Origin of the sequence: Massilia pseudoviolaceinigra, assembly GCF_030846505.1 — a bacterium.
In the GTDB taxonomy this organism is placed as follows: Bacteria; Pseudomonadota; Gammaproteobacteria; order Burkholderiales; family Burkholderiaceae_D; genus Telluria_A; species Telluria_A violaceinigra.
Genome location: NZ_JAVCWL010000037.1, coordinates 1 through 26,542 on the forward strand (window position 1 = coordinate 1; position 26,542 = coordinate 26,542).

20 protein-coding genes are annotated in these 26,542 nt (G+C 62.6%); 9 read left to right on the forward strand and 11 right to left on the reverse strand.

Going from position 1 to position 26,542, the window contains the following annotated elements:
- Positions 1–92 precede the first annotated feature (92 nt).
- From RBA40_RS27700 to edd, 8 genes are all read right to left on the reverse strand, one after another.
- Entirely contained in the window at positions 93–473 is a 381-nt protein-coding gene (locus tag RBA40_RS27700; protein ID WP_306651616.1) for a hypothetical protein, read from the reverse strand.
- Entirely contained in the window at positions 470–2,239 is a 1,770-nt protein-coding gene (locus RBA40_RS27705) for a hypothetical protein (protein WP_306651618.1), read from the reverse strand. Before RBA40_RS27705 ends, RBA40_RS27700 begins: the two co-directional genes overlap by 4 nt.
- Entirely contained in the window at positions 2,205–3,428 is a 1,224-nt protein-coding gene (locus RBA40_RS27710) for a DUF2169 family type VI secretion system accessory protein (RefSeq protein ID WP_306651620.1), read from the reverse strand. The genes RBA40_RS27705 and RBA40_RS27710 overlap by 35 nt, the downstream gene beginning before the upstream one ends.
- A complete protein-coding gene (locus RBA40_RS27715) occupies positions 3,425–5,722 on the reverse strand; it encodes a type VI secretion system Vgr family protein (protein ID WP_306651622.1) in 2,298 nt (765 codons plus the stop codon). The genes RBA40_RS27710 and RBA40_RS27715 overlap by 4 nt, the downstream gene beginning before the upstream one ends.
- Before the next feature lie 217 nt (positions 5,723–5,939).
- Complete coding sequence (locus RBA40_RS27720) at positions 5,940–6,440, reverse strand: hypothetical protein (RefSeq protein ID WP_306651624.1); 501 nt, start codon at positions 6,438–6,440, stop codon at positions 5,940–5,942.
- Between the two features lie 217 nt (positions 6,441–6,657).
- Positions 6,658–7,206, reverse strand: a complete 549-nt coding sequence (locus tag RBA40_RS27725) for a Rhs element Vgr protein (RefSeq protein ID WP_306651626.1) — start codon at positions 7,204–7,206, stop codon at positions 6,658–6,660.
- A 12-nt stretch (positions 7,207–7,218) separates the two neighbouring features.
- Positions 7,219–7,842 carry a bifunctional 4-hydroxy-2-oxoglutarate aldolase/2-dehydro-3-deoxy-phosphogluconate aldolase gene (gene eda / locus RBA40_RS27730; RefSeq protein ID WP_306651628.1) on the reverse strand — a complete coding sequence of 208 codons (624 nt, stop codon included), beginning with the start codon at positions 7,840–7,842 and terminating at the stop codon, positions 7,219–7,221.
- Entirely contained in the window at positions 7,839–9,755 is a 1,917-nt protein-coding gene (gene edd / locus RBA40_RS27735) for a phosphogluconate dehydratase (RefSeq protein ID WP_306651630.1), read from the reverse strand. The genes eda and edd overlap by 4 nt, the downstream gene beginning before the upstream one ends.
- Positions 9,756–10,030: 275 nt before the next feature.
- Here edd and pgi point away from each other — a divergent pair, with 275 nt between their 5' ends.
- Both pgi and RBA40_RS27745 read left to right on the forward strand, forming a co-directional pair.
- Complete coding sequence (gene pgi / locus RBA40_RS27740) at positions 10,031–11,674, forward strand: glucose-6-phosphate isomerase (protein WP_306651631.1); 1,644 nt, start codon at positions 10,031–10,033, stop codon at positions 11,672–11,674.
- The gene (locus RBA40_RS27745; RefSeq protein WP_306651633.1) at positions 11,674–12,570 is read left to right on the forward strand and encodes an SMP-30/gluconolactonase/LRE family protein; all 897 of its coding nucleotides are present in this window, start codon (positions 11,674–11,676) and stop codon (positions 12,568–12,570) included. The genes pgi and RBA40_RS27745 overlap by 1 nt, the downstream gene beginning before the upstream one ends.
- A gap of 109 nt (positions 12,571–12,679) precedes the next feature.
- Here the strand turns inward: RBA40_RS27745 and RBA40_RS27750 are convergent, their stop codons facing one another.
- Positions 12,680–13,423, reverse strand: a complete 744-nt coding sequence (locus tag RBA40_RS27750; protein ID WP_306651635.1) for a hypothetical protein — start codon at positions 13,421–13,423, stop codon at positions 12,680–12,682.
- A gap of 190 nt (positions 13,424–13,613) precedes the next feature.
- On the opposite strand from RBA40_RS27750, the gene RBA40_RS27755 reads away from it, so the two are divergent.
- Complete coding sequence (locus RBA40_RS27755; protein WP_306651637.1) at positions 13,614–15,170, forward strand: ATPase domain-containing protein; 1,557 nt, start codon at positions 13,614–13,616, stop codon at positions 15,168–15,170.
- Complete coding sequence (locus RBA40_RS27760) at positions 15,167–16,390, forward strand: sensor histidine kinase (RefSeq protein WP_306651639.1); 1,224 nt, start codon at positions 15,167–15,169, stop codon at positions 16,388–16,390. The genes RBA40_RS27755 and RBA40_RS27760 overlap by 4 nt, the downstream gene beginning before the upstream one ends.
- Positions 16,391–16,420: 30 nt before the next feature.
- Here RBA40_RS27760 and RBA40_RS27765 read toward each other — a convergent pair whose 3' ends face one another.
- Entirely contained in the window at positions 16,421–17,452 is a 1,032-nt protein-coding gene (locus RBA40_RS27765; protein ID WP_306651641.1) for a hypothetical protein, read from the reverse strand.
- A 401-nt stretch (positions 17,453–17,853) separates the two neighbouring features.
- On the opposite strand from RBA40_RS27765, the gene zwf reads away from it, so the two are divergent.
- The 3 genes from zwf to tal all read left to right on the forward strand — a co-directional run bounded on the left by zwf (position 17,854) and on the right by tal (position 21,253).
- A complete protein-coding gene (gene zwf / locus RBA40_RS27770; protein ID WP_099875691.1) occupies positions 17,854–19,320 on the forward strand; it encodes a glucose-6-phosphate dehydrogenase in 1,467 nt (488 codons plus the stop codon).
- Positions 19,321–19,408: 88 nt separating this feature from the next.
- Entirely contained in the window at positions 19,409–20,263 is an 855-nt protein-coding gene (locus RBA40_RS27775) for an SIS domain-containing protein (RefSeq protein WP_306651643.1), read from the forward strand.
- 57 nt (positions 20,264–20,320) lie between these two features.
- A complete protein-coding gene (tal, locus tag RBA40_RS27780) occupies positions 20,321–21,253 on the forward strand; it encodes a transaldolase (protein WP_306651645.1) in 933 nt (310 codons plus the stop codon).
- A gap of 61 nt (positions 21,254–21,314) precedes the next feature.
- Here tal and RBA40_RS27785 read toward each other — a convergent pair whose 3' ends face one another.
- Positions 21,315–21,926 (reverse strand): TetR family transcriptional regulator, encoded by a 612-nt coding sequence (locus RBA40_RS27785; protein ID WP_099875686.1) that lies wholly within the window; start codon positions 21,924–21,926, stop codon positions 21,315–21,317.
- Positions 21,927–22,076: 150 nt separating this feature from the next.
- Here RBA40_RS27785 and RBA40_RS27790 point away from each other — a divergent pair, with 150 nt between their 5' ends.
- Positions 22,077–23,348, forward strand: coding sequence for an efflux RND transporter periplasmic adaptor subunit (locus RBA40_RS27790; protein WP_306651647.1), 1,272 nt, complete (start codon positions 22,077–22,079; stop codon positions 23,346–23,348).
- Positions 23,349–23,369: 21 nt separating this feature from the next.
- Positions 23,370–26,534, forward strand: a complete 3,165-nt coding sequence (locus RBA40_RS27795; RefSeq protein WP_306651649.1) for an efflux RND transporter permease subunit — start codon at positions 23,370–23,372, stop codon at positions 26,532–26,534.
- Positions 26,535–26,542: the final 8 nt, after the last annotated feature.

A 26,542-nucleotide genomic window follows, 5' to 3' on the forward strand; every position in this document is an offset into this window, starting at 1 on the left:
GCTAGGGACGTTTTTTGGAATACCCCAAGGCGGACGAATCGGTCCGCCACGCAACTTTTTTAAAACCGATATTGATCGGAAAAATATTCTGCTTACTCTTCAAAATCCGCGTACGCATATGTAGCACCATCGATCACGACTTTCTCCAAAACTTCCACCGCCATTCCACAGGCCACAATTTTAAACGCCGCGTATATTTTCTGAAAATCAGTTGGCAAAAGCCCTTCACGCATCGGATAGTTTAGTGGTAAATCCAGGAACGGAACGGGCAATCGAATAGTACCATCGAGAACTGCCGTGCACATTGGAACCACCCACTTCCATATTTCATACTCATCTTCATGCGGACTGATATTAATCTGGATATAGCTCAGCAATTCTCTTGAGAGACGTCTAAGTTTAACTAGGTCAACTTCGGCATATAAACCAGTATCGCCAATCAATTTGACGAGTCGTCTTTTAGTCACACTCATGGTAATTTTCCAATCAAAACAGGAGATGTAAACGCGCTCCGATCAGTAATTAGTGTCTGAATCCCTCCGCCTGGTTGAAGATATCCATTTTGTGAGGTCCTGGCAATCGTCGATTCAAATACCGTAATAGCTCTGTTTGCTGAGACTTCATGAACGTCGAAACGTAAAGTTTGCTGACTTTCCAACGGAATTCCAAGACGATCAGAAATTTGATCATAACTCATTCCCTTCAAAGCTGAAATTTCATCCTTGGTAGCAAAAAACGCGGAATACTTTCCAGGCATATCCCCTTCTGGCACTAATTTATATAACGAGTCACCCGCAACCAAATCGATCGTTTTAGGCAGACTGGATCCACTTGCCATCAAATTGGCGGCTTTTTCTGCAGCCTCCACAGGCGTGAACCCTTGAGATGTGTACGACTCGACGAGCCTGCGTCCTTCAGCACTATTAAAAGGGCTGTCAACTATTCCGTGGGTTTTATAAGCGTCTGGCCCGGAATATCCATTTGGTGGTGGACGTGCTCGCTTTGGTGCACCCGAAACGTACACACCACCACGCCCCGTCGGAATCGCTTTTGTACTTGCACCGGTTCCTACTTTGGCGGCCGAGCCTACTGCAGCGGCGCCAGATGTGCCTGTGGCACTAGAGCCAGTGCGAACTGCAGCGGTCCCGGCTCTCGTGGCGGCGCCTGTCGCAGTGCTAATGGCGGCGCTACCCGCGGTTGTGGTGACCGTGGTAGCCGTAGTAGCCGCAGCGGTAGCAGCTGCGTCCTTAACCTTTGCCAAGTCCAACAACTTTTTGGCTTTTGCCGCACGTGCGGCTTTTAGCCAGCCGCTACCAAACATGGCGGCTTCAAACACGCCTCGCGTCACCGATTCAACGTACTGCCCCTTCGACCAGGGATTGGTAACCGGGCTGACCATCGCCGACGCAAGTCCACTCGCATCTTGCGCCACACTCGTCGCGCTAACGTTACCGAGACGAATATCCTCGATAAGTATCAGCTTATCGAGCATTGCAAGCTGCTGGCCTTGCACAGTGCCACCCATGCGCAACAACTTGGGCACGCCCTTGACCACTTCATAGGCCAGTTCGCCAGTGCCCATGACAAAACCCTTCGCGCCCCCAAGCACGCCACGTAAGCCCTGCGCCGCCCAATCGCCGACCGTTCCGGGCGTGCCTTGGATCGCTCCTATCCAGCCATCCGACACGGCGTTCGCGCGATCGAAATCAATGAACTCGTCAAGTGCATCCAAGTCCAGGCGCCCCGCAAGGAGCTTGTCCCGCATTGTTTTCAACGCCAACAGCTTGTTGCTGACACGCGCCACAGCGCTTGCCGGTGCGGCGGCGCCTTTCGCCGGGGGCGGCGCGATGGTTTTGACCATTGTCACAACCTGTCCACGCGCGCCACCCATGCCAGCGCTGTCGCAATTGATACGGCAGCCGCTGTCGTGACGCGCAACAGGAATTCCGTTGACCTTGACGTTGGAATGCCCCTCCAGTATCTGGACATAGCCGGTGGACAGCGAGGTGCCGGACACGATATGCGCACCCGCGTTCGCTTGCGTATTCTTGAAGAGATCGCCGATGCGGTACACCGGCGTCCCCCGCGCTTTCACATCCGGAGACGCCGCATGCCTGTAATCGAGTTGTGCGAAGCTGTTGAATGCCACCACGCACTTGCCCACATGGCACAAATCAGGCTCCGTGGCGACGACGAGCCAGCCGTCAGCATGCGCGATATGTCGGACCAGACCCATCATCCACCCCGCTCAATGGTTGCACTATCGGCTGATCTGGCTTGGTCCCGTTGCCCGGGGTGGTAACCGCTATCGCAATGTCCACCACGGGATCGTCGTAATCGAAATGGGTCCGCCAGACTATCGACACCTGACGCCGGTCCAGGTCGAAACGCAGGGTATCGATAAGCGGCACGCTGATCACATCGCCTCCACTGGCGAGCCGGGCGGCGATAATCGGCATCCATCCGGACAGAGCCATGTCCGTTTTCTCCGGAAGCATGCCGGTCATCGTCACGGTTTCATCGCCACGCAAATGCGGCGTCATCACCATGTCGGCCGGGGCATTTTGGAAGTAGCGCGCATCGAAATTGTCTGGCAGCAGCGGATACCGGCTGGAACGCCAGTGCGCGTCGTAGTCGCCCTGGTAACCCACGCGTGGCGTACACCAGCGTGCGATGGGACCAAACCCTTGAGGCGGCAAGCGCTGGAACGGATGCGTAACTGGATCGAGCGCAGCCTCGATTTGCGGAGCATCCAGCACCTTCTGGTCAGCCACCCAGCGCGCGACGAAGGCGCGGCCAGCCCGTCCGAGGTGCTTGTAATCGGCAGGATTGGGCAACCAGCCGATGCCGGCCGGATTTGCGCGATGCCTGATCGTGTCGGGCTCCCCATCGCCGGTGAATGCAGCCGCGACGTCAATGCAGCCGCCATACGCCAGCCGGTAATCAAGACACACGGATGCCACAGGCGACGCCGGCCCGACGCGCCACCCAAACAATCGCTTGCGAAACTGACGCGGCCCATGCAGCCGCAAAAGCTTTTTAAGCCCGCCGACGCGCAGTCCCGCGACCCACTGGGTACGCGGCACTCCACCGGGCGCCAGCGCGCGACCGCTGACGAGGATGTCCGTGCCAGGCTTGTACGGTACCAGATCGCCATCTTCCTCAATGACGGAGCGCAGCGGATCGGTGGATGCAGATCCGGCGTACACATCACCCGCAACGACGGGGCGTTGTTCCACAGCGAGGGTAATGCGCTCGCCATGCGCGGCAAAGTCGAACGTAGCGCGGACCACCAAAACATCGAGACGTTCGCCTTCGGGACCGGATTGCTGAAACCAGAAGTGCGGCACCCCAGTATGGTTATGGATGGTGGCGCACATGCCGGTGTCGCCAGCAGACACCTCCTCCACGGCGACGGCGGCCATCATGTGGCTTTCTCCCCATCGCCTCCCGGAGGGCTCTCGGCGCCGCCCGAATTAAGAAGCACATCGGCCGGCCCATCGACATGGACCTTGCCGCTGGCCTTGATGTGAATGTTTTTGCTTTCAAGGTAAATCGCGTCCGGCGTCATGACGAATTTCGATCCGCCGCACACCAGTTCGATTCTGTCGCCGGCGGACACCGACACCACCTTGCCGACCTTGGTCGTCTGACTCTTCCCGACCACCGTCGCCATGACCATGCCGACGTTCAGGTTGTATGCCATGCCTACCGTATCGATCCGCCCCATGCCCACGTTCTGCATGGACGCCATGCCGATCGTCTCGGTCTTCATGCGGGCGACGTTAATCGACCAGTTCTTCCCGATCTTGTCCTTCTCGTTCTTGGACACCGTCTTGCTGCGGTTGCAGCCAACGCTGATCGTTTCATTCTTGCCGACGCTCTCGCTGCGATTACTGCCTATCGAAATCGTCTCGTCTTTGCCGACGTCTTCGCTGCGGTTCTCTCCGATGCTGATCCGCTCGTCATGGTCGACGCGCTCCGTGCGGTTGTTATGCACCGTGATCGCTTCGTCCCGATCAACCGTTTCGGTGCGGTCGCGCTTGATATGGCTGGTCTCGTCACGGTCAACCGTCTTGCGCCGGTCATTGCCAACCCATTTATCCTCGTCGTGCTCAACTTCGGTCAGTTGATCCTTCTCCGCATGAAGCCACAACTGCTCCTGCCCCTTCTTGTCCTCGAAGCGCAAGGCATTCGCGTTGTCGTAGCTCCCGCCGGGAGTCGAGCGTGACAGAATGCCGCTCTGGGTTTTATTGGCCGGCAGCGCCCAGGGCGGCAGCGTATTCGCGTTCGGCACCATGCCCGTGATGATCGGCCGGTCCGGATTACCATCCATGAACTGCACCAGCACTTCCGTGCCAATGCGCGGAATCGACACCATCCCGAAATTCTCGCCTGCCCAGGGTGTCGCGACGCGAATCCAGGCCGAACTCTTTTCGTCGCTGGCGCCGGCCCGGTCCCAATGAAACTGAACCCGTACCCGGCCATACATATCCGTATGAATTTCTTCACCCGCGGGGCCGACCACCGTGGCGGTCTGAATCCCGTGGATTTTCGTCTCGCTGCTGTGATGACTGCACGGCGCGCGCCACGGCACCATTTTTCGCACGCAGACCAGCTCATTGTCGTAATGGGACGGCGCGGTCGCACTCACATGGTAGTTATTGCTCGCGGTATGAATCGCCTCGACGATCAGAAATTCCCTGGCCTGCTCGTCGTTCTCCGCGACTCGCCGGTCGAAGTGACCGGTCAGACGAAACCAGCGGCCCGGCATGACATAACGGCTGTTGCCAACACCTTTGAAGCTTTTGCCAGCCGCTTCCAGCGCCTCCATCCGGGTTTGTGCCACCGTGCGGGCATCGCCACCATCCTTGAATCCGAACGCGCCCGTGTATTCGTACGACTCGACGTGAAACACCTCGCCCTGCTGATGCAGCGTCGGCAGGGAGGTCAGCGCCGGCTGCGGCGCCTTGAAATCGTAGGAAGCAAGCGCAATGGCGCCCTGCGTGATCCGGCGCCCGGGCGACCATTCGCCAATGCCGTCTTCTTCGACCGTTCCCCCATGACGCTGGAACGCAATCTCCGGACCGCCGTCAATCGGCGGCGCGGCGCTCGAGTCGTCCGATAGCACCAGCTTGTGACCCGTTGCGCTGTGTTCGAACCAATAGAAAATGCCAGCGGCGGCCCAACGCCGCTCCAGGAAATTGCTGTCGGTCTCGTCGAACTGGCAACAGTCCGTCATCACCCCGCTCGCCCCCTGCACCCGCCAATCCCAGTCGGCCAGATTCGGGTAATCCCCGAAAATGCTCCGCGCCTGCTGATACAGCGTCGTGTAGTGGAATAAATAGTTATCCTTGCGCAGGCTCAGATACTTGAACCACGGAGCCAGCCGCGCTTCGTAAAACGACACCCCGCCATCGACTCGTTTCAGGGAAAAACTGAACACCCGCCCCGAAAAATGACGCAGGCTGCCATCCCTGCGCACCAGTTCGATGCACATGAGCTTGCCCTGGAGTTGTTTTAACGGAATGCCAGGATCATCGGCCAACAGTTCGACAACGAATTCAAATGGCCGGGACAAGCCTTCCGATGCGTGCAGCTGATTGACGAGCAGCTGCGCGAACGGGCCGTCATCGTTGGGAAATGACAGGCGCAACAGCCGGTCGTGCTGTCGGTCGCCCACAAGGTCTTGCAAGCTCTCTAAAGTGGAGATCATCGCCATGTCCCAGTTCGCTATTTCCGGTTTTAAGATATTTCCGTGTGGAATCTTTAACCGACATTAGCGGAACGAAAGCGACGCTGAGTTGCGCGGGCGCAGGGATTTCAGGAAGCGGCGAAAAGCTGCGGGCGAGGTGTTGCGAAGAAAGCGAAACCAGCGGGCAATTGTGGCCAACACGGTGCGGCGGCATGTCATCGCAGGCGAAACCTGCGACGGTTTCCTACGCGCCGCACCCCGGACGTCCTTTGCCATCGACTGCCCCGCTGTTGAGCGTGCGAAGCTGCAGCCCGCCGCCCGCCTTGCCGCTCAGGCAAAACCGGGCGCGGTAAGCGCGTGGAGCCGTGGCCGACATGGGCGGCTTGATGTCGACAAGAACTTCGTAGACTTTGCCCAGCTGTAGCGGCAAGGCATTCGTTTTCGGCAAGACAGGCAAACGCCCCGCGTACGGTATGCATAAACGAAACGTCACAAGAAAAGCCCGCTCGGGCGGGATCGCCATCGCCCACATCAGCATGCGCCCTCCCGCCGTCACATCCGTGACGCTGATCGACCGGAATTCGGGCGAGCCGAACACGCGCTCATCCTTCTGGAACACCGTAAAGCAGGGGATGCCTCCACTTCCCTGCCGTACATCAAGTTCGCCCGGGTGCGGGGCCGCGCAGGCATCCGCGCTGAAGATGGCGGCGACGATACAACACAGGATCTGCTGGCTGGGCCGCATGAAATACCCCTCGGAAAAAGATGCTGAAAATAAACATCAAGAGTAGAGGGCTGGCTCCGCGCAGTGTTGACTCAGCACATACGGTAACGCCGTGTGGGACTTGACGCAGCTTGGGGGTGTTTGTCCGACCCGGGATCGAACGTCCGTGATGTCTGTTGAAGGCCGAACGATAGGGCCGGTCGCGCAGCGGGAGCGGGAGCGGGATTGCGGCAAGCGCTCACGCCAGGCGGCGCGCACCCGGCAAATGATTCCTGCCCGCCGGATGCCGGCGAAAGCCGGTCAGCACGGTCTCGAACAACGCCAGGCTTTTCGCATAGCGCTGCTGCCGCATCGCCGTGGACGAGTGCAGGAACTTGAGCACAAAATAATCGGCCAGCAGATCGCCCTGCGCTTCCATGTTGAAGTCGGCCAGGGTCTTGTGTTCGGCCAGCTCGTAGCGATAGCTCAAGCCGATGCGCACCGCGCCGCGCCACCACACCGGATAACCCAGCTGGTGCTGCCACACGTGCACCATCTCGTGCATGAACCAGTGGCGCGCATGCTCGCTGCCGGCCGAAAAATCGGGCAGGCAGCAGGACTGGTCGAAGTAGATGGTGCCGTTGGGCGTCATGGCGCAGTTCTTCGGCTGCAGCCCGAACGGCAGATAACGGCGCGCATGCACTTGCACCCGCGCGTAATCGATGGCGTCGCCGAACAGGGCCGACGCCATGCCGATCTCGCCGGGCGTCATGGGACGGCCCGGTTTGCCGCGCAAAAACGGTCGCACGGCCGCCAAGCCTTAGCGCAGTGCGGACGCCGCCCTGGCCAGCTCGGTGATGCGGGCCCAGTCGCCGGCCAGGATCGCGTCCTTCGGCGTGAGCCACGAACCGCCCACGCAGGCCACGTTCTTACACGCCAAAAACTGCGGCGCGGTCTCGATCGAAATGCCGCCGGTCGGGCAGAACGTCACGTCCGGCAGCGGGCCGCCGATCGCATTGAGCATGCCCACGCCGCCCGCCGGCACCGCCGGGAACAGCTTGAGCTGGCGAAAGCCTGCTTCGCGCGCGGCCATCACTTCCGATGGCGTCATCACGCCCGGCAGCAGCGGCAGGCCGCTCTTGCGTGCCGCGTCGATCAAGGCCGGGGTGAGGCCGGGCGAGACGCCGAACACCGCGCCCGCATCGCGCGCTGCCGCAAATTCATCGGCCTGCGTCAGGGTGCCGACGCCGACGATGGCGCCTTCCACCTGCGCCATCGCGCGGATCGCGCCCAGGCCGTGCGCGGTGCGCAGCGTCACTTCGAGCACGCGGATGCCGCCCGCAACGAGCGCCTTTGCCAGCGGCACCGCGTGGTCTGGATCGTCGATGGCGATCACGGGAATCACGCTCGCCGAGCGCATGATGTCGAGTAGGGTCATGGTCATTTTGGGTTCTTGATCAAAAAGTCTTCGTCGGAGCCGGGCACGGTGTCGCCAATGTCGGCGGTATCGTGCAGCGACACGGTGGTGGGAATCGGCGATGGCAGCGGGAAGGTGGTGGCACCCTTCTCCGCTTCGCTGATTGCATTGCGGAACATGGTAAACAGTTCGCGGCCCATGCCGATATGGCTGGAGGACAGGTCGGCCGTGGCCTGCGAACGCGCAGCCCATACGTCGGCCGGTACCAGCGCTTCCAGCGTGCCGGTGGTGGCGTCGAGGCGAATGATGTCGCCGTCGCGCACCAGCCCGAGCGGGCCGCCCGCCAGGATCTCCGGCGACACGTGGATCGCCGCCGGCACCTTGCCCGACGCGCCCGACATGCGGCCATCGGTCACCAGCGCCACGTGGCGCCCGGCGTCCTGCAGGTTCGCCAGCGCTGGCGTGAGCGCATGCAGTTCCGGCATGCCGTTCGCGCGCGGACCCTGGAAGCGCAGCACGGCCACGAAGTCGCGATCGAGCTTGCCCGCCGTGTAGGCGTGCATGAAGTCTTCCTGCGAATTGAAGGTCAGCGCCGGCGCTTCGACGATGCGGTGCTCTTCCTTGACCGCCGAGATCTTCATCACCGCGCGGCCCAGGTTACCTGCCACCAGGATCATGCCGCCATCGCGCGCGAACGGTGCCGAAGCAGGCCGCAGCACGCTGTCGTCGCCCGTGAGCGCGGGCAGCTCTTTCCAGATCGCCTTGTCGCCATCGAGGAACGGCTCGGCGCAATGCGCGCGCAAGCCCTTGCCGAGAATGGTGGTCACGTCGTCGTGCAGCAGGCCCGCGTCGAGCAGTTCGCGGATCACGAAACCGGGGCCGCCGGCGGCCTGGAAGTGGTTCACGTCGGCGTCGCCGTTCGGGTAGATCCGGGTGAGCATCGGGATGATCGCCGACAGCTCGTTGAAGTCGTTCCAGTCGATCACGATGCCGGCCGCCTTGGCGATCGCCACCAGGTGCAAGGTGTGGTTGGTCGAGCCGCCGGTGGCCAGCAAGCCCACCACGGCGTTGACGATGCACTTCTCGTCGACAATCTGTCCGACCGGCGTGTAGCGGTCGCCCTGCTGCGAAATGGCGACCGCGCGCTGCGCCGCGGCGCGCGTGAGACCGTCGCGCAGCGCCGTGCCCGGGGTGATGAAGGCGGCGCCCGGCATGTGCAGGCCCATGATCTCCATCAGCATCTGGTTGCTGTTGGCGGTGCCGTAGAAGGTGCAGGTGCCGGCGCCGTGATACGACTGCGATTCGCATTCGAGCAGCTCGTCGCGCGTGGCCTTGCCCTGCGCGTACAGCTGGCGGATGCGCGCCTTTTCCTTGTTCGACATTCCGGTCGTCATCGGCCCGGCCGGCACGAACACCGCCGGCAGGTGGCCGAAGTGCAGCGCGCCGATCAGCAGGCCCGGCACGATCTTGTCGCACACGCCCAGGTACACGGCCGAATCGAACATATTGTGCGACAGCGCGATCGCGGTCGCCATGGCGATGGCGTCGCGCGAGAACAGCGACAATTCCATGCCCGGCTGGCCCTGGGTGACGCCATCGCACATGGCGGGCACGCCGCCGGCGAACTGCGCCACCGCGCCAACCTCGCGCACCGCATCCTTGATAATGGCCGGGAAGTGCTCGAACGGCTGGTGCGCCGACAGCATGTCGTTATATGCCGAGACGATCGCCACCGATGGCTTCTTCACCTGCTTGAGCATCAGCTTGTCGTTGGCCGGGAAGGCCGCAAAGCCGTGCGCCAGGTTGGTACACGACAGCGCGCCGCGCTGCGGACCGTCGACGCGGGCCGCGTCGAGGTGCGCCAGATACGCGCCGCGTGATGGCCGGCTGCGCTCGATGATGCGTTTGGTGACCGATTCAACTACGGGATGCAACGCCATGGTCGTTCCTTATGAATTTATTTCGTGAAATTTTACTACAAAACTGGCGAAAACCGTACATTCAGGTCGCCCGGCTTGCTTAATTTGATCGTTAATTGCAAATCCACAGCCCATAAAGAGCGCTGGCAACATCGATTATGCGGGCCCTCCACCAGTCGGGGCCGCCATATTTTTGTAGTGAATTTACGTGAATTTCTGTATTATTCGATAATCTTCTTCGATGCGCTGGCCGCGCGGCCGGCACCCGATCTTAACCAACCGAACAGCGAGCACCAATGCGCCAGCCTGCCCTTACCTCCACCGCCAGCTTCCAGGCCCTCGAAACGCACGCAGTCGAAGCAGAAGACTGGCAATTGCGCGGCCTGTTCGCCGCCGACCCGCAACGCTTCCCCAAACTGACTGTCGATGCGGCGGGTTTGTTCCTAGACTATTCAAAAAACCGGCTTGACGGGCGCACGCTTGAACTGCTGGTCGACCTGGCGCAGGAACGTGGCGTCGAAACCCAGCGCGACGCCATGTTCTCCGGCGAGCGCATCAACCTGACCGAACGGCGCGCCGTACTGCATACCGCCCTGCGCGCGCCGCGCGGCACCCCGCTCGTGGTCGACGGCCAGGACGTCAACGCCGACGTCCACGAGGTGCTCGACCGGGTCCGCCTCTTCACCGACGCCGTGCGCGCCGGCACCTGGCTTGGCCACAGCGGAAAGCCCATCACCGACATCGTCAACATCGGCATCGGCGGCTCGGACCTGGGACCGAAAATGGTCTGCCTGGCGCTGCGTCAATACGCGCACCCGCGCCTGACCATGCACTTCGTCTCCAACGTCGACGGTCACGACATGGACGCCGCGCTGGGCAAGGTCAATCCCGAAACGACCCTGTTCATCATCGCCTCCAAGACCTTCACCACCACCGAAACGATGATGAACGCGCAGACCGCGCGCGCCTGGTTCCTGCGGCACGCGCCGGAAGACGCGCTGGCGCGCCACTTCGTCGCCGTCTCCACCAACACCGAGGCGATCAAGACCTTCGGCATCGACCCGGCCAACATGTTCCCGTTCTGGGACTGGGTCGGCGGACGCTATTCCGTATGGTCGGCAATCGGCCTGTCGGTGGCGCTGGCAATCGGCTTCGGACACTTCAGCGATCTGCTGGCCGGCGCGCATGCGATGGACCAGCACTTCCAGCAGGCGCCTTTGGCGTCGAACATGCCGGTGCTGCTTGCGCTGGTGGGCTTCTGGAACCGCCAGTTCCTCGGCTGCGGTTCGGTCTCGATCGCGCCGTATCATCAGGATCTGAACCGCTTCCCGGCCTACCTGCAGCAGCTCGACATGGAGAGCAACGGCAAGCGCGTGACCAAGGGCGGCCAGCCGGTCGACACGCCGACCTGCCCGGTGATCTGGGGCGATTGCGGCACCAACGGCCAGCACGCCTACTTCCAGCTGCTGCACCAGGGCAGCGACGTCACGCCGATCGACTTCATCGCCGCGCTGCGTCCCGCGCACGAACTGGAAAACCACCACACCGCGCTGCTGGCGAACTGCTTTGCGCAGTCCGAAGCGTTCATGCGCGGTAAAACCATCGACGAAGTACGTATCGATTTGCAGTCGCAGGGACTGTCGCTGGCCGAAATCGAAACGCTGGCGCCGCACAAGACCTTCCCCGGCAACCGTCCGAGCAATACGATCCTCATGGAATACCTCAAGCCGTACACGCTCGGCGCCCTGATCGCGCTGTACGAGCACAAGACCTTCGTGCAGGGCGTGATCTGGGACGTGAACAGTTTTGATCAGTGGGGCGTCGAACTGGGCAAGGTGCTGGCCAAGAAAATCGAGGCGGAACTGACCGGCGACGCCCAGCCGGAGCTGCACGACAGTTCCACCAATGGCCTGATCGCCATGGCCAAGGCAGCGGTGTGATGAGCGCCGACGCCTTTACCGTCGTCCACGACACGCCAATGCTGGTGGGCGAATGCCCGCTGTGGCATGCCGGCGAACAGACCTTGTACTGGGTCGATATCGGCGGCTTCACGGTGCACGCGCTGCATCCTGCCAGCGGCGCGCACCGTTCGTGGCATATGGCGACCGAACCGGCGGCGCTGGCCATTCACGCCGGCGGCGGCCTGGTGGTCGCAACACGGGCCGGCTTTGTGCACCTCGACACGGCCAGCGGCGACATCACGGACATCGCCGCCGCGCCGTACGGCACCGCCACCACGCGCTTTAACGATGGCCGGGTCGATGCGGCCGGGCGCTTCTGGGTCGGCACCATCTACGAGCCGCGCGACCAGCAGGCGGCGCAGATGTTTTGCCTTGAGAAGGGCAAGATCAGTCTCAAATGGTCGGGCGGAATGATGAATTCGAACGGACTCGGTTTCACGCCGGACGGGGGCGCGATGTATCACGCCGACACCGCCGGCCACCGGATCGACCGCTATCGCTTCGATGTGGCCAGCGGCGAGGCCAAGGCGCGCGAGACGTTCCAGCTGTTTTCGGCCGATAAGAAGGCGGCCGACTACGGCGGGCGGCCCGATGGCGCCGCGGTCGACAGCGAAGGCGCGTACTGGTGCGCGATGTTCGAAGGCGCGCGCTTGCTGCGCTTTGCGGCGTCGGGAGAACTGCTGCGCGAAGTGAAGCTGCCGGTGAAGTGCCCGACCATGATCGCGTTCGGCGGCGACGATCTGCGCACCTTGTATGTGACCAGCGCCAGCCATGGACGGCCGGATGCGGAGCGCGAGAGCTATCCGTTGAATGGACAAGTGCTGTCGCTGCGGGTCGATGTGGCGGGGCGTGAGGAAAACATGTACCAGCCGTAATCCCCGCATACCAGCCGTAATCTGAACTTTTACGTTAGCTTAAAAACCGTCGTTTCTGCCAGTGGCAGGAACGACGTTTTGATGTCGGCGATGTGCGCTACAGCTACACCTACAACTTCGGCGTCATCGTATACAAATTCTTGAACTCATTCTCCGTCCCCGGCCCCTTCTCCTTCCCCTGCATCTCCCGCTTGAGCACCACCAGCCGGTTATTCACCACCCCGAACGTAAACTCTTCCTTCGTCGTCTTCTCGTACGACATGAACACCATCAGCTTGGCCCTGATCGTGTGATTGGTCACCGCCCCCAGTGGCACCCCGTCCGGTCCGAGCCAGAAGCGCGCCTCGATGGTGTTTTCCTTCACGCTGACGTTCTGGTTCACCTCTTCCTGGGGCGTCATCACCAACTCCACCAGCCTGGCCGGCTTGCCCAGATACGTCTCGGCGCGCTCCGACTTGAACTGACTGATCGAGAGCGACTGCAATAACCGTGGCGCATAATTCATCGCAACGGCCAGGCGCGGCGCGGAACTCGACCCCAGCAGCTGCGACAATGCCTGCTTGCGCTTGGCCCCTTTCGCCACGCTCGACTCGTCCGCCGCACGCTTGAGCAGTCCACGGTCCCAGCGGATCTCCAGCCCGGCCGGATCATCCACCACCTGCGCCACCGCCATGACCGTCTCCGGCCCCTTGAGCGGCTTGGCATCGAACTCCGTGTGCGTTTCGCGCACCTCGTACGCCGCCCGCAGCGTGCCCTGTCCCTGCAACAGCGCCAGCGCCGCCTTCATGTCGTCGAACCCGCCTGCACACGCCGGTCCGGCGCAAAAAACCGCTGCAATTACCAAGTATTTCATATGCATCCTATCGGGTTAGTCGCTTTCGGGGCGATCGATGCACTTCCGAATGTCATCGATTCTGCTGAGTAATATACCTGCGAACAACGCTGCACGGCAAAATGCCACGTGTGACGAAACGATTCAATGCCCGGTGATAAACTGGCGTGCAATTAAGAATGCAGAAAATACATTGAAGAAAGAATTAAACATGCTGGTCAAAACAGGCATCGCCGGACTGGACGAAGTACTGCTCGGGGGCATCCCGCGCGGAAACAACCTGATCGTGGAAGGCGCGCCCGGCACGGGCAAGACCACGCTCGGTCTCGGCTTCATCTATGCCGGCGCGGCGCTGTACGACGAGCCGGGCGCGATCGTATCGTTCGAGCTCGATACGGCCAAGCTGCTGCGCGACGCGGCCGGCTTCAACTGGGATCTGCAAGGCTTGATCGACGCCGGCAAGATCAAGGTGATCCAGACCAGTCCCGCCGTGCTGCTCAGCGAATTCCGCAACGCCGACGGCGCCTTTGCCGACGCCCTCAAGTCGATCGGCGCCAAGCGCCTGCTGATCGATGGCCTCACGCCCATGCGCCTGTACGCCGAAGTGCACGACAAACCCTTCCGTGAAGACGTACACCTGCTGATCGAAGGCCTGGCGCGCATGGGCGTGACCACCATGGTCACCGCCGAACGCGACGAAAGCCTCGGCTCGGTGCCATCGCACGAGCGCTTCGTGTTCGACACCATCATCTCGCTCACGCGCGAAGAGCAGCGCCGGCGCGTGCACCGGCGCCTGACGGTGCTCAAGTCGCGCGGCCAGGACTTCATCGCGGGCAGCCACACCATGCGCATCGAAGCCGGACGCGGAGTGCACATCTACCGCCGCGCGCAGTCGCGTCCCATCAATACGAACGACCAGCAAACCTCCGACGAGCGCGTCTCGACCGGCTCCAAAGCCATCGACGAAATGATGGACGGCGGCCTGTACGCCGGCTCGGTCACCATGGTGAGCGGCATCTCGGGCACCGGCAAGACCGTGTTCAGCGTGCAGTTCCTCACCGCGGCCATCACCACCGGCCACAAGACGCTGCTGGTCAGCCTGGACGAACACCCGCGCCAGTTGATCCGCAACGCCGCGACCCTCGGTTTCGACCTGGCCGGGCTGATGGACAGCGGCGACCTGTTCATCCACTACGAATCGCCGCTCGAACTCGAACTCGATATCCACTTCGACCGCATCATCAAGCTGGTCGAGGAAAAAGGCATCGACTGCGTGGTGTTCGATTCGTGCGCGGTGTACGAAATGACCAGCCCCTCCGAAGTGGCCGACTACCTGTACGCGCTGGCCACGTTCTTCAAGAACCGGCTGGCGACCATCCTCTTCAACTACGAAAGTCCCGAGCTGCTGGGCATTTCGCAGATCAGCGAAGAACTCAAGGGCTCGCACCTGGTCGACAACATCATCTTGCTCAACTACGTCGAAATCTCCACTGTGCTGCGGCGCGCGATCGCCGTGCCCAAGGTGCGCGGCAGCCGCAATCGCCAGATCACGCGCGAATATGTGATCGCCGAAGGCGGTTTGCAGCTGCTCGACGAGGAAAACGGCTATGCCGATCCGGCCGGCGTGGTACCGCAACTGCCGTTCTCCTCGTATTACGGCCTGCTTTCGCGCTCGCCGTCGCGCCAGAGTCCCCTCATCGAAGACGCCGTGGCGCACGGAACGCGCCTGCCTGATTCGGTCGAACTGCCGACCGACAATCCAGCATGATCAACCTGGCAGTCGCCGGCGACGCGGGCATCGACTGGGACGAATGGGTCACCCCGCTGACGCAGTTTTCGCAGGCCAGCGGCCTGACGGTATCGCTGTACGACGTGCGCGGCTGGCGCCAGGTGGGCCCGCTGGTGGCCTCGTCTACCGCGCGCGTGCTGGCCACATCGTCCATGTGGCGCGACGACGGTCCGGGCACCGTACTGGAAAAATGCATCGCCGCGCGCGTGTTTTCCGGTGACGTCGCCGAAGAGGGCAGCTTTCACGGCATGCGCGTGTGCAGCATGGCGCTGACCCAGTTCGGCCAGGTGTACGGGGTGCTGGTGTACGGCTGGCGTTTCAACGATTTCAGCTCGCCCATGGCGTGCGAGCGCATCGGCGCGGCGGTGGGCGTGTCGGGCAATGCGCTGTGGAGCGAAGTACGGCTTGAGTCGCCGGTGTCGGAGGCGCGCCTGGCAACCTACGGCGCGCTGCTGCAAACGCTGGCCGGATCGATCGACCGCCAGCGCGAAACCATCGAGGAACTCAATCGCGTCAACCGCGCGCGCGATCTGTTCCTGGCCACGGTATCGCACGAAATGCGCACGCCGCTGTCGGCGCTGTCGATGCGCATCGAGGTGCTGCTCAAGACCGTGCCGGACCTGCCTGCGAAGGTGGAGAACGGCCTGACCGCGATGCGGGTGCACATCGGCCAGGAAGCGGCCATGATCGACGATCTGATCGACGCCGCCCGCACGCTGACCGGGCAGATGTCGATCGCGCGTACGCCGGTGGTGCTGGGACAGGTGCTGCGCGACGCCTTGTTGACGGTGGAGGGCAACGCCAGCGAAAAGGAGATTGCGCTGGCGGTGACGCCGCACGACCATGGCGATCTGGTACGGCTGGAGGCCGACGGACGGCGTTTGCAGCAGGTGCTGTGGAACCTGCTGTTCAACGCGATCAAGTTCACGCCGCGCGGCGGCACCATCCGCATCGATATCAGCCGGGGCGCCGGGCAGGTGGAGATCGCCGTGGCCGATTCCGGCCAGGGAATCGCGGCGGACGATCTGCCGCATGTGTTCGGGGCGTTCAATTTGCAGCGCCACGCCAATGCGGCCGGACTGGGACTGGGCTTGTACATTGCGCGCCATCTGGTGGAGCTGCATGGCGGCACCTTGTCGGTGGCCAGCGCGGGCAAGGACAAGGGAACGACGTTTACGATCCGCTTGCCGCTGAAGTGAACGGGCCATACCCGCGCGCCGCCAATCTCCTTACTTCTGCCGCACGCAGAACGGCGGCACCTGACCGAGTTCGCCGAGCCAGGAGCACATGGTACCCCGGGCAAACGGATAGGCAGGGTGCGGATTCTGCGGATCGACGTTCTCCTTCGGCAGGCTGCTTTCCAGCGGCGGGGAACTCGGTGCAAGATCCGGATGCGCGTGGGCAAAGGTGCCGCAACGATTCAACTCGTAGATCCAGGCATGCAGCATGTGGAATTGCGGCGTCCATTTGACATCGGGGGAGACTGGCAGACCTTTTGCGACGGCACTGGCCGGCAGGCACTGTTTCGGGCTCAGCCCTTGCCGGAACGACAGCTTGCGCGCAGCCAGGGTGGGCTGTTCGTAGTTCAGCCCCGTGAAGCAAACGCCGTTGTGATGGTGCCAGACGTCCTGCTCGCCGGAAAATCCCTCACCATACAAGTGCGCGAACGGCACGAAACTGTCCCCGGGCGGATATTTTTCCCCATTCAAGCGGGTCGGCGATGGCCCGGAATAGTAGAAAACAGCCCACAGGCGGCCCTTGGCGTCGTAATTGAGCCCTTCCGGCGCGCCAGGGTCGAACGCGTAGCCCAACGACCCTTTTTCCGGCCGCTGGACCCAATGCGTGCCGTGGCCGCGGAACGACGGCGTCCACGGAACGAAACCGTCGTGGACGGCGGCGCGGATGTTGCGGTAGGCTTTGGTGGCGCGATAGGCGGCGGCCAGCTGGCGGTCGAGTTCCGTGCTGAGCGACCCGGTTTCGGCCACCGCGATCGCGATATCCTTGCTGTCGAGGACATGATCGGCGTTGCGATCGAAAAAGGCGACGTACTGGCCCGTCCTGACCTGCTGTCTGAGCATGCGCAGGTCGTTGCGCGTCACCGTTCGGTCGCCATCGAAATCGCTGGTACTCAGGACGGGAGTTGCCTTCGTCGTCGGCGCGCAGAAGCTGGCATGTGCGTGCTCGTCCTGGGCGAGTGCGCTGCCGCTTGCTGCGGCGAACAGGGCGGCCAGAGCGGCCGTGACTTGATGGATCGGTTGCATGATGAGTCCTCCATAAAACGAGGGAACATGTCGGCGATTCGATTCGATAACATGTCTGACTGAACGTTCGTTGAATAAGGCTGTGCTCCGGAGACGAGGCGGGTAGGCCGTGCGCCAAGCCGTGCGCTCACCCTTTCCTCCAGCGTTGCTTCAGTTCCTCATCAAGGCCCGACGTTCGCTTCCCTCAAAGATTATCAGCGCACTGATCCCTGACCTTGCGGCATCCGTATGTTTGAACAGACGCGTCGCGTAGTAAAATTTCTTGCGAACCACTAAAATATGTAGTAAATTTACACAACCAATTTCGCTACCCTTTCCGGCTGGCGCTCCCATGCGTGCGCCAGCCGGCGGCAACTAGCGGCATCATCATTCCGGCCCCCTACTTTCAGCGATCACATACTATGGCTCTTACCGATTTTGACCTCGTTCTTTTTGGCGGCAGCGGCGATCTGTCGATGCGCAAGCTGCTCCCTGCGATGTACGCGCGCGATGTCGCCAACGACCTGCCGCAGACCGCGCGCATCATCTGCGTGGGCCGCAACGACATCGCACAAGAAGAATTCCTGCAAACCGTCGAAAGCACCGCCAAACCGCACGTCAAGAAGCTGGTCGAGGAAGGCTGGGCCAAATTCGTCAAGCGCATCGTCTACGTCTCGCTCAACGCCACCGACGCCTCCACCTACGGCGCCCTGGTCGAAGCGCTGCGCAACGACGACAAGATCACCCGCGTCTACTACCTGGCCACGCCGCCGCATCTGTTCGCGCAAATCTGCGACAACCTGGCCAGCGCAGGTCTTGCCACCGCCAACTCGCGCGTGGTACTCGAAAAACCGCTCGGGCGCGACCTGGAATCGGCCAAGCAGATCAACGCCGAAGTCGGCAAAGTCTTCGCCGAATCGCAGATCTACCGCATCGACCATTACCTCGGCAAGGAAACGGTACAGAACCTGCTGGCCCTGCGCTTCGGGAACATCCTGTTCGAGCCGCTGTGGCGCCGCGAATGGATTTCGGACGTGCAGATCACCATCGCCGAAAAAATCGGCGTGGGCAACCGCATGGGTTACTACGACACCTCCGGCGCCCTGCGCGACATGCTGCAAAACCACCTGCTGCAGCTGCTCTGTATCGTCGCCATGGAACCGCCCACCTCGATCGCTCCCGACGCCGTGCGCGACGCCAAGCTGCAGGTGCTGCGCTCCCTCAAGCGCTTCACCCCGACCACGCTGGCGCAAAACATCGTGCGCGGCCAGTACCGCGCCGGCCACGTCGACGGCAAGGCCGTGCCGAGCTACCGCGACGAACCGGATGCGCCGCAGCAGTCGCGCACCGAAACCTTTGTCGCCATCAAGGCCGAAATCGATACCTGGCGCTGGGCCGGCGTGCCGTTCTATCTGCGCACCGGCAAGCGCATGGCTGACGGCCTGGCCGAAATCGTGGTGCGCTTCAAGCAGATCCCGCACTCGATCTTCAACCAGCCGACCAGCAGCTTCCAGCCCAACAGCCTGGTGATCCGCCTGCAGCCGGACGAAGGCCTCTCGCTCAACCTGATGGCCAAGACCCCGGGCGACAGCATGCGCCTGAAACAGGCCGAACTCGAACTCGATTTCCGCGAGCAGTTCAAGACCCCGCGCATGGATGCCTACGAGCGCCTGCTGCTCGACGTACTGCGCGGCCAACTGACCTTGTTCATGCGCGGCGACGAACTCGAAGCGGCGTGGGAGTGGGTCGAACCGATTCTCGACCACTGGGACCAGGAAGACAGCGTGCCAATTCCGTACAGCGCCGGCACCTGGGGCCCGGCCGCGGCCAGCGCCCTGATCGGACGCGATGGCTTGCAGTGGCGCGAAGAAGCTTTACCGGAAGACTAAGAATGAGAGCGGAACGGTCTACCGTTCCGCATGCGCGGTGCAATGCACCGCGTAACCCCTGCTTTACCGTTGCCCGAAGACTGAACCCGTGCTACTAGACTCCATCCGCACCCAGCTCGACTCGCTCTCGAAGTCGGAGAAAAAAGTCGCGCTGGCGGTGCTTGAACAGCCGTCGGCCACGGTCAGCCAGAACATCACGGCGCTGGCCAAGAGCGCCCAGGTGTCCGAGCCGACCGTGGTGCGCTTTTGCCGTACCCTGGGCTACGACGGCTGGCATGAGTTCAAGCTCAAACTCGCCCAGGGCCTGGCGCTGGCCCTGCCCGGCGCTAACGAGCAGCCGACCCAGGACGACCTGGCGGCGGACCTGGTCAACAAGATCTGCAGCCGCTCGATCAACACCCTGCTCGACCTGCGCAACAACCTCAATCCCGAAGCGATCCAGCGCGCGCTCGATATTTTGTCGCGCGCGAAAAAGATCGAGTTCTACGGCCAGGGCACGTCCGGCATCGTCGCCACCGACGCCCAGCACAAATTCTTCCGCTCCGGCGTGCCGACCGTGGCCTACGCCGATCCGGCCATCCACAGCATCGCCGCCTCGCTCCTGCACGCGGGCGACGCCGTGGTGGCCATTTCCCAGCGCGGCAACAACTCGGCGCTGGTGCGTTCGGCCAAGCTGGCGCGCCGCGGCGGGGCCGATGTGATCGTGCTGGCGCCATCGGGCACGCCGCTGGCCGACGTGGCCACGGTGCTCATTCCGATCGACCTGGTGTTCAACATCGACCCGTACACCCCGATTTCGGCGCGCCTGGCCTATCTGGTGGTGATCGACGTGCTGGCCGTGGGGCTGGCCTTGCAGCGCGGGCCGGAGTTCCGCAAGAAGATGCAGAACGCGCAAAAGGCGTTGCAGGAATTCGACATGCAATTCGATTCCTTTATCGGATAGACAAGTCTGTACATGGTTGTACAATAAGGTTCGATCTCCTTACCCGTTAGCGCAACCATGAACCAACTCGAACAACTCAAGCAATTTACCAAGGTCGTTGCCGACACCGGCGATTTTCAGTCGATCAAACAGTACACGCCGCGCGACGCGACCACCAATCCGTCGCTGATCCTCAAGGCGGTGCAAAAACCCGAATACAAACCCCTGCTCGAAAAAGCCGTGCGCGACTTTCCGGACCTGTCCACCGGCGACGTGATCGACCGCGTGCTGGTCGACTTCGGCATGGAAATCCTCAAGATCATTCCTGGGCGCGTGTCCACCGAGATCGATGCGCGCCTGTCGTTCGATACCGAAGCGACCGTCGCCAAGGGCCGTGAGCTGATCGCCCTGTACGAAGAAGCGGGCGCCGGCCGCGAGCGCGTGCTGATCAAGATCGCCTCGACCTGGGAAGGCATCCGCGCCGCCGAGATTTTGCAGAAGGAAGGCATCCGCTGCAATATGACGCTGCTGTTTTCGCTGGCCCAGGCCATTGCCTGCGCCGAAGCGGGCGCGCAGCTCATTTCGCCGTTCGTCGGCCGCATCTATGACTGGTTCAAGAAGGCCAACGACCTCGAATACACCGGCGCCGAAGACCCGGGCGTGCAGTCGGTCAAGCGGATTTACAACTACTACCGCAAGTTCGGCTACACCACCGAAGTGATGGGCGCGAGCTTTCGCAACACGTCGCAGATCCTGGAACTGGCCGGCTGCGACCTGCTGACCATCAGCCCGGAACTGCTGCAAAAACTGGCCGACAGCAATGAGCCGGTCGAGCGCAAGCTGAGCCCGACGGCGTCGGCGGTGTCGATCGAGAAGGTGGCGATCGACGAGAAAACCTTCCGCTTCATGATGAATGAAGATGCGATGGCGACCGAGAAGCTGGCGGAAGGGATTCGTGCGTTCTGTGCCGATTCGGGCAAGCTGAAACAGATTATTACGGGTATGCGTTAAACCCTGCAGCGCACGTCGTTCCCGCGCCAAGGCGGCACTCGGCGGGAACGACGGATCCCTTTCAAGCGCGGAGAGAATCAAGATGCGTATCGACGATTTCCGCACCCAGCTGCTCCAGGTTAAAGTCGGGCATGATCAGCCAGCCGCGCACCAGTCCCTCGATCAGGATGAACAATCCCAGCGCTGCCGCTTGCGGCTTGACCGTGTCTTTTAACCGGCCATGCGCGACCCCCTCCTTCACGATCCGTTCGGCACTCGCCAAAAACTGCTCGCGATGCTGCATCCGGCGTTCGCGGATGGCCGACAGTTCGCCCACATACTCCAGCTTGAGCGTGGCGATCTCGAACACCCGGCGCGCTTTCGGATCATTGATGGTCAGATCGAACACGCTGAGCGCATAGCTGCGCAAATGCCCCAGCGGGTCGCTCCCGACCGCGCACTCGAGCGTCTGCATCGCCGATTCGAGCGGCATGGTGGCGCGCTCCATCATGGCGTTGAACAGCGCCCCCTTGTCTTCGAAATGCCAGTAAATCGCGCCGCGCGTCACGCCGGCCGCGCTGGCGATATGCTGCAAGCTCGTTCCCGACACACCCTGCTCGATGAACAACTGCTCGGCGGCATCCATGATGCTGTCGCGCGTTGCCAGCGCGTCTTCCTTTGTCCTGCGGACCATGCAACTACTCCCTTTCAGGGGGCGTCAAACGTTAAACATACAGTCATGTTAGTATATTCCAAAATAAAGAAGCCCGCGATGAAAGTTGTAAAGACATCCCAAGTCCCGATGTAAACACAACTGATTGCCTATTTAAAGGATGCAAACGTAATGCGCCACACCCTCCTCCCTTCCCCGTCCCTGACCCGGATCGCCGCCTGCACGCTCGCTGCGCTGGCTTTGTTATCGGCCTGCGGCGACAAGAAAGACGCTGCGCCCGGAGCTGGTGCCCAGCGCCCGCCGCCGGAAGTGGGGGTGATCACCGCCAGGTTTGAACCGGTCGCCCTGCAAACCGAACTGCCGGGCCGGGTCGAACCGATCCGCGTGGCGCAAGTCCGGGCGCGCGTGAACGGCGTGGTGCTCAAGCGCTTATTTACAGAGGGTAGCGAAGTCAAGGCCGGCCAGGAACTGTTCCAGATCGATCCGGCCTCGTACGCCGCCTCGCTTCTCAGCGCGCGGGCCACGCTCGGCAAGGCCCAGGCCAACCTGACCCAGGCCGCGGCCCAGGCCGAACGCTACAAGCCGCTGGTGGAAGCGAACGCGGTCAGCAAACAGGAATACATCAACGTCGTCGCCGCCCAGAAGCAGGCCGAGGCCGACGTGGCAGCGGCCAGGGCAACGGTGCAAATCGCCCAGATCAATAATGGCTACACCCGGGTGACGGCGCCCATCGCCGGCCGTATCGGCCGCGCCCTGGTCACCGAAGGCGCGCTGGTAAGCGCGACCGAAGCGACCCAGCTGGCCCTGATCCAGCAAACCAACAATGTCTACGTCAACTTCACCCAGTCCGCTTCCGACCTGCAGCGCCTGCGCAAGTCGGCCAACCTGAAGGTGCGCAACGCCGAATCGCTGCCGGTGTCGATCTTGCTGGAAGACGGCTCCGAACTGCCGGGCAAGGGCAAGCTGCTGTTTTCCGATGTGAGCGTCGACCCGACCTCGGGCCAGGTCACCCTGCGCGCCGAAGTGCCGAACCAGGATGGCATGCTGCTGCCGGGCCAGTACGTGCGCGTGCGCCTGTCGCAGGCTGAACTGCCGGCCGGCATGCTCATTCCACAGCAAGCCGTCACGCGCGGCAGCCAGGGCGACACGGTCATCATCGTCGGTCCGGACGGCAAACCGGGCCCGCGTCCGGTCAAGGTGGCGTCCCAGCAGAACGGCAAGTGGATTGTCCTCGAAGGCATCAAGCCGGGCGAGCAGGTCGTCGTCGACGGCTTCCAGAAGATGCAGGCGCCCGGCATGACGGTCAAGCCGGTGCCATGGACGCCGACTGCCGGTGCGGCGCCTGCCGCCGCTGCCGCTCCCGCCGCCAGTGCCGCCGCTGCGCCCGCCGAGGCTGCCGCCGCCGCGCCGGCAGCCAGCGCCGCCCCGGCCGGCGGACGTTAAACATCTACTCAGGATTACTTCATGGCCCGTTTCTTTATTGACCGCCCCATTTTTGCGTGGGTGATCGCATTATTCATCATGGTTGTCGGCGGGGTGGCGATCACCCAGCTGCCGATCGCCCAGTACCCGACCGTGGCGCCACCGGCCATCGTGGTCACCACCGCCTACCCGGGCGCGTCGGCCCAGACCCTGGAGGACAGCGTCATCAGCGTGATCGAACGCGAAATGAACGGCTCGCCCGGCCTGATCTACATGGAATCGAACAGCCAGGCCAACGGCACCGGCACCATCACGCTCAGCTTCGAGACCGGCACCAACGCCGACCTGGCCCAGGTCGACGTGCAAAACCGCCTCGGCCGCGCCACCCCGCGCCTGCCGCAGGCGGTGGTGCAGCAAGGCGTGCGCGTGGACAAGGCGCGCTCGAACTTCCTGCTGTTTACCATCCTCTCGTCGGATGACCCGAAATGGGACCCGATCGCCCTCGGCGACTACGCTTCGCGCACCGTGCTGCCGGAAATCCAGCGTATCCGCGGCGTGGGCCAGGCCCAGCTGTTCGGTACCGAAAAAGCCATGCGCATCTGGATCGATCCGGCCAAGCTGGTCGGCTTCAACCTGTCGCCGGCCGATGTGAACAGCGCCATCCGCACCCAGAATGCGCAAGTGGCCTCGGGCACCATCGGCGACTTGCCGAACATCGGCGGACAAGCCATTACCGCCACCGTGGTCGTGACCGGCCAGCTGGCCAGCATCGAGCAGTTCGGCAATATCGTGCTGCGCGCCAATCCGGACGGTTCGACCGTGCGCCTGAAAGACGTGGCCCGCATCGAAATCGGCGGCCAGAGCTATTCCACCTCGGCGCGCCTGAACGGCAAGCCATCGACCGGCATCGGCATCCAGCTCTCGCCGAGCGGCAATGCGCTGGAAACGGCCAAGCTGGTGCGCGCGCGCATGAACGAACTGTCCAAGTACTTCCCGGCCGGGATGAAATACGCGGTGCCGTTCGACAGCTCGGCTTTCGTCGAGATCTCCATCAAGCAAGTGCTGGAAACCCTGGTCGAAGCGGTGATCCTGGTATTCCTGGTGATGTACCTGTTCCTGCAAAATTTCCGCTACACCATCATTCCCACCATCGTGGTGCCGGTGGCATTGCTCGGTTCGCTGGCGACCTTGCTGGCGATGGGCTTTTCGATCAACGTGCTCACCATGTTCGGCATGGTGCTGGTGATCGGTATCGTCGTCGATGACGCCATCGTGGTGGTCGAAAACGTCGAGCGCATCATGAGCGAAGAAGGCTTGCCGCCGCTCGAAGCGACGCGCAAGGCGATGAGCCAGATTTCGGGCGCCATCATCGGCGTGACCGTGGTGCTGGTGTCGGTGTTCGTGCCGCTGGCCTTCTTTGGCGGCGCGGTCGGTAACATTTACCGCCAGTTCTCGGCGGTGATGGTCTCGTCGATCCTGTTCTCGGCGTTCATGGCGCTCTCGCTCACGCCGGCCATGTGCGCCCACTTCCTGAAACCGGTCGAAGCGGGCCACAACCACGCCAAGAAAGGCTTCTTCGGCTGGTTCAACCGCGGCTTCACGCGCACCGCCAAGAAGTACGAAGGCTGGGTCGCCACCACCTTGCGCCACACCGGCCGCTCGATGATGGTGTTCGTCGCGCTGGTGGCCGTGGTCGCGCTGATGTTCGTGCGCCTGCCGAACTCCTTCCTGCCCAACGAAGACCAGGGCTACATCATCGCCAACTTCCAGCTGCCGCCCGGCGCCACCCTGGAACGCACCGGCAAGGCGCTGCGCGAGGCCGAAGACTTCATCCTCAAGCAGCCGGAAGTGGCCAGCATGGTCGGCGTGCAGGGCTTCAGCTTTTCGGGCTCGGGCCAGAACATGGCGCTCGGTTTCATCACGCTCAAGAACTGGAAAGAACGCGGCGGCGCAGGCCACAGCGCCAGCGACGTGGCCGGACGCATTTCGGGCCGCATGAGCCGCGTGCGCGACGCCTTCATCTTCGCCATCAGTCCGCCGCCGATTCCCGAACTGGGCAGCAGCACCGGTTTCTCGTTCCGCCTGCAGGACCGTGCCGGACTCGGACGCGAAGCCCTGCTGGCGGCGCGTGGCCAGGTGCTCGGCGCGGCCAGCAAGAGCCCGGTCCTGGCCGGCGTGCGTCCGGAAGGCCTGGAAGATGCGCCGCAGGTGCAGCTCGACATCGACCGCGACAAGGCCAGCGCCCAGGGCGTGACCTTCGACGCCATCAACACCGCCATTTCGACCTCGCTCGGCTCGTCCTACGTGAACGACTTCCCCAACGCCGGGCGCCTGCAGCGCGTGGTGGTCCAGGCCGACGCCAAGGACCGCATGCAGCCGGAAGACCTGCTGAAACTGAACGCGGTCAACAACAAGGGCCAGCAAGTGCCGCTGTCCTCGTTCGCGACGACGCGCTGGATCACCGGCCCGATGCAGACGGTGCGCTACAACGGCTACCCGACCATGCGGATTGCGGGCGACGCGGCCCCGGGCCGCAGCACCGGCGACGCGCTGGCTGAAATGGAACGCATCGCGTCCGAACTGCCGCCGGGCTTCGGCTTCGAATGGACCGGCCAGTCACGCGAAGAAAAACTGTCCGGCTCGACCGTGTTCGTGCTGCTCGGCTTCGCCCTGCTGGCGGTGTTCCTGGCCCTGGCCGCGCTGTACGAAAGCTGGTCGATTCCGGTCGCCGTGCTGCTGGTGGTGCCGCTCGGCGTGCTGGGCGCGCTGATCGCCGCGGGCGGACGCGGCTTTCCCAACGACGTCTACTTCAAGGTCGGCCTGATCACCATCATCGGCCTGGGCGCGAAGAACGCGGTCCTGATCATCGAATTCGCCAAGGACTTGCAGGCGCAGGGCAAACCGCTGGTGGAAGCGGCGATCGAAGCGTGCCATCTGCGCTTCCGCCCGATTCTGATGACCTCGTTCGCCTTTATCCTCGGCGTGATGCCGCTGGTGATCGCCACTGGCGCCGGTTCGGCCAGCCAGCGCGCCATCGGTACCGGCGTGGCCGGCGGCATGATCACCGCGACCGCACTGGGCGTGTTCTTCATCCCCGTGTTCTTCGTGGTGGTACGCAAACTATTCAAGGGCAGCGAGCGCCAGCGCAAGAAATACGCGCACGAAGACGGCGCCGCTTTGACCGCAGAGGTAAAACATGACGCATAAACTGAGCA

Coding starts and splice junctions, on each gene's coding strand:
- RBA40_RS27700 (WP_306651616.1), bottom strand. CDS start 473: ATGAGTGTGACTAAAAGACGACTCGTCAAATTGATTGGCGATACTGGT.
- RBA40_RS27705 (WP_306651618.1), bottom strand. CDS start 2,239: ATGATGGGTCTGGTCCGACATATCGCGCATGCTGACGGCTGGCTCGTC.
- RBA40_RS27710 (WP_306651620.1), bottom strand. CDS start 3,428: ATGATGGCCGCCGTCGCCGTGGAGGAGGTGTCTGCTGGCGACACCGGC.
- RBA40_RS27715 (WP_306651622.1), bottom strand. CDS start 5,722: ATGGCGATGATCTCCACTTTAGAGAGCTTGCAAGACCTTGTGGGCGAC.
- RBA40_RS27720 (WP_306651624.1), bottom strand. CDS start 6,440: ATGCGGCCCAGCCAGCAGATCCTGTGTTGTATCGTCGCCGCCATCTTC.
- eda (WP_306651628.1), bottom strand. CDS start 7,842: ATGACCATGACCCTACTCGACATCATGCGCTCGGCGAGCGTGATTCCC.
- edd (WP_306651630.1), bottom strand. CDS start 9,755: ATGGCGTTGCATCCCGTAGTTGAATCGGTCACCAAACGCATCATCGAG.
- pgi (WP_306651631.1), top strand. CDS start 10,031: ATGCGCCAGCCTGCCCTTACCTCCACCGCCAGCTTCCAGGCCCTCGAA.
- RBA40_RS27745 (WP_306651633.1), top strand. CDS start 11,674: ATGAGCGCCGACGCCTTTACCGTCGTCCACGACACGCCAATGCTGGTG.
- RBA40_RS27750 (WP_306651635.1), bottom strand. CDS start 13,423: ATGAAATACTTGGTAATTGCAGCGGTTTTTTGCGCCGGACCGGCGTGT.
- RBA40_RS27755 (WP_306651637.1), top strand. CDS start 13,614: ATGCTGGTCAAAACAGGCATCGCCGGACTGGACGAAGTACTGCTCGGG.
- RBA40_RS27760 (WP_306651639.1), top strand. CDS start 15,167: ATGATCAACCTGGCAGTCGCCGGCGACGCGGGCATCGACTGGGACGAA.
- RBA40_RS27765 (WP_306651641.1), bottom strand. CDS start 17,452: ATGCAACCGATCCATCAAGTCACGGCCGCTCTGGCCGCCCTGTTCGCC.
- zwf (WP_099875691.1), top strand. CDS start 17,854: ATGGCTCTTACCGATTTTGACCTCGTTCTTTTTGGCGGCAGCGGCGAT.
- tal (WP_306651645.1), top strand. CDS start 20,321: ATGAACCAACTCGAACAACTCAAGCAATTTACCAAGGTCGTTGCCGAC.
- RBA40_RS27785 (WP_099875686.1), bottom strand. CDS start 21,926: ATGGTCCGCAGGACAAAGGAAGACGCGCTGGCAACGCGCGACAGCATC.
- RBA40_RS27790 (WP_306651647.1), top strand. CDS start 22,077: ATGCGCCACACCCTCCTCCCTTCCCCGTCCCTGACCCGGATCGCCGCC.
- RBA40_RS27795 (WP_306651649.1), top strand. CDS start 23,370: ATGGCCCGTTTCTTTATTGACCGCCCCATTTTTGCGTGGGTGATCGCA.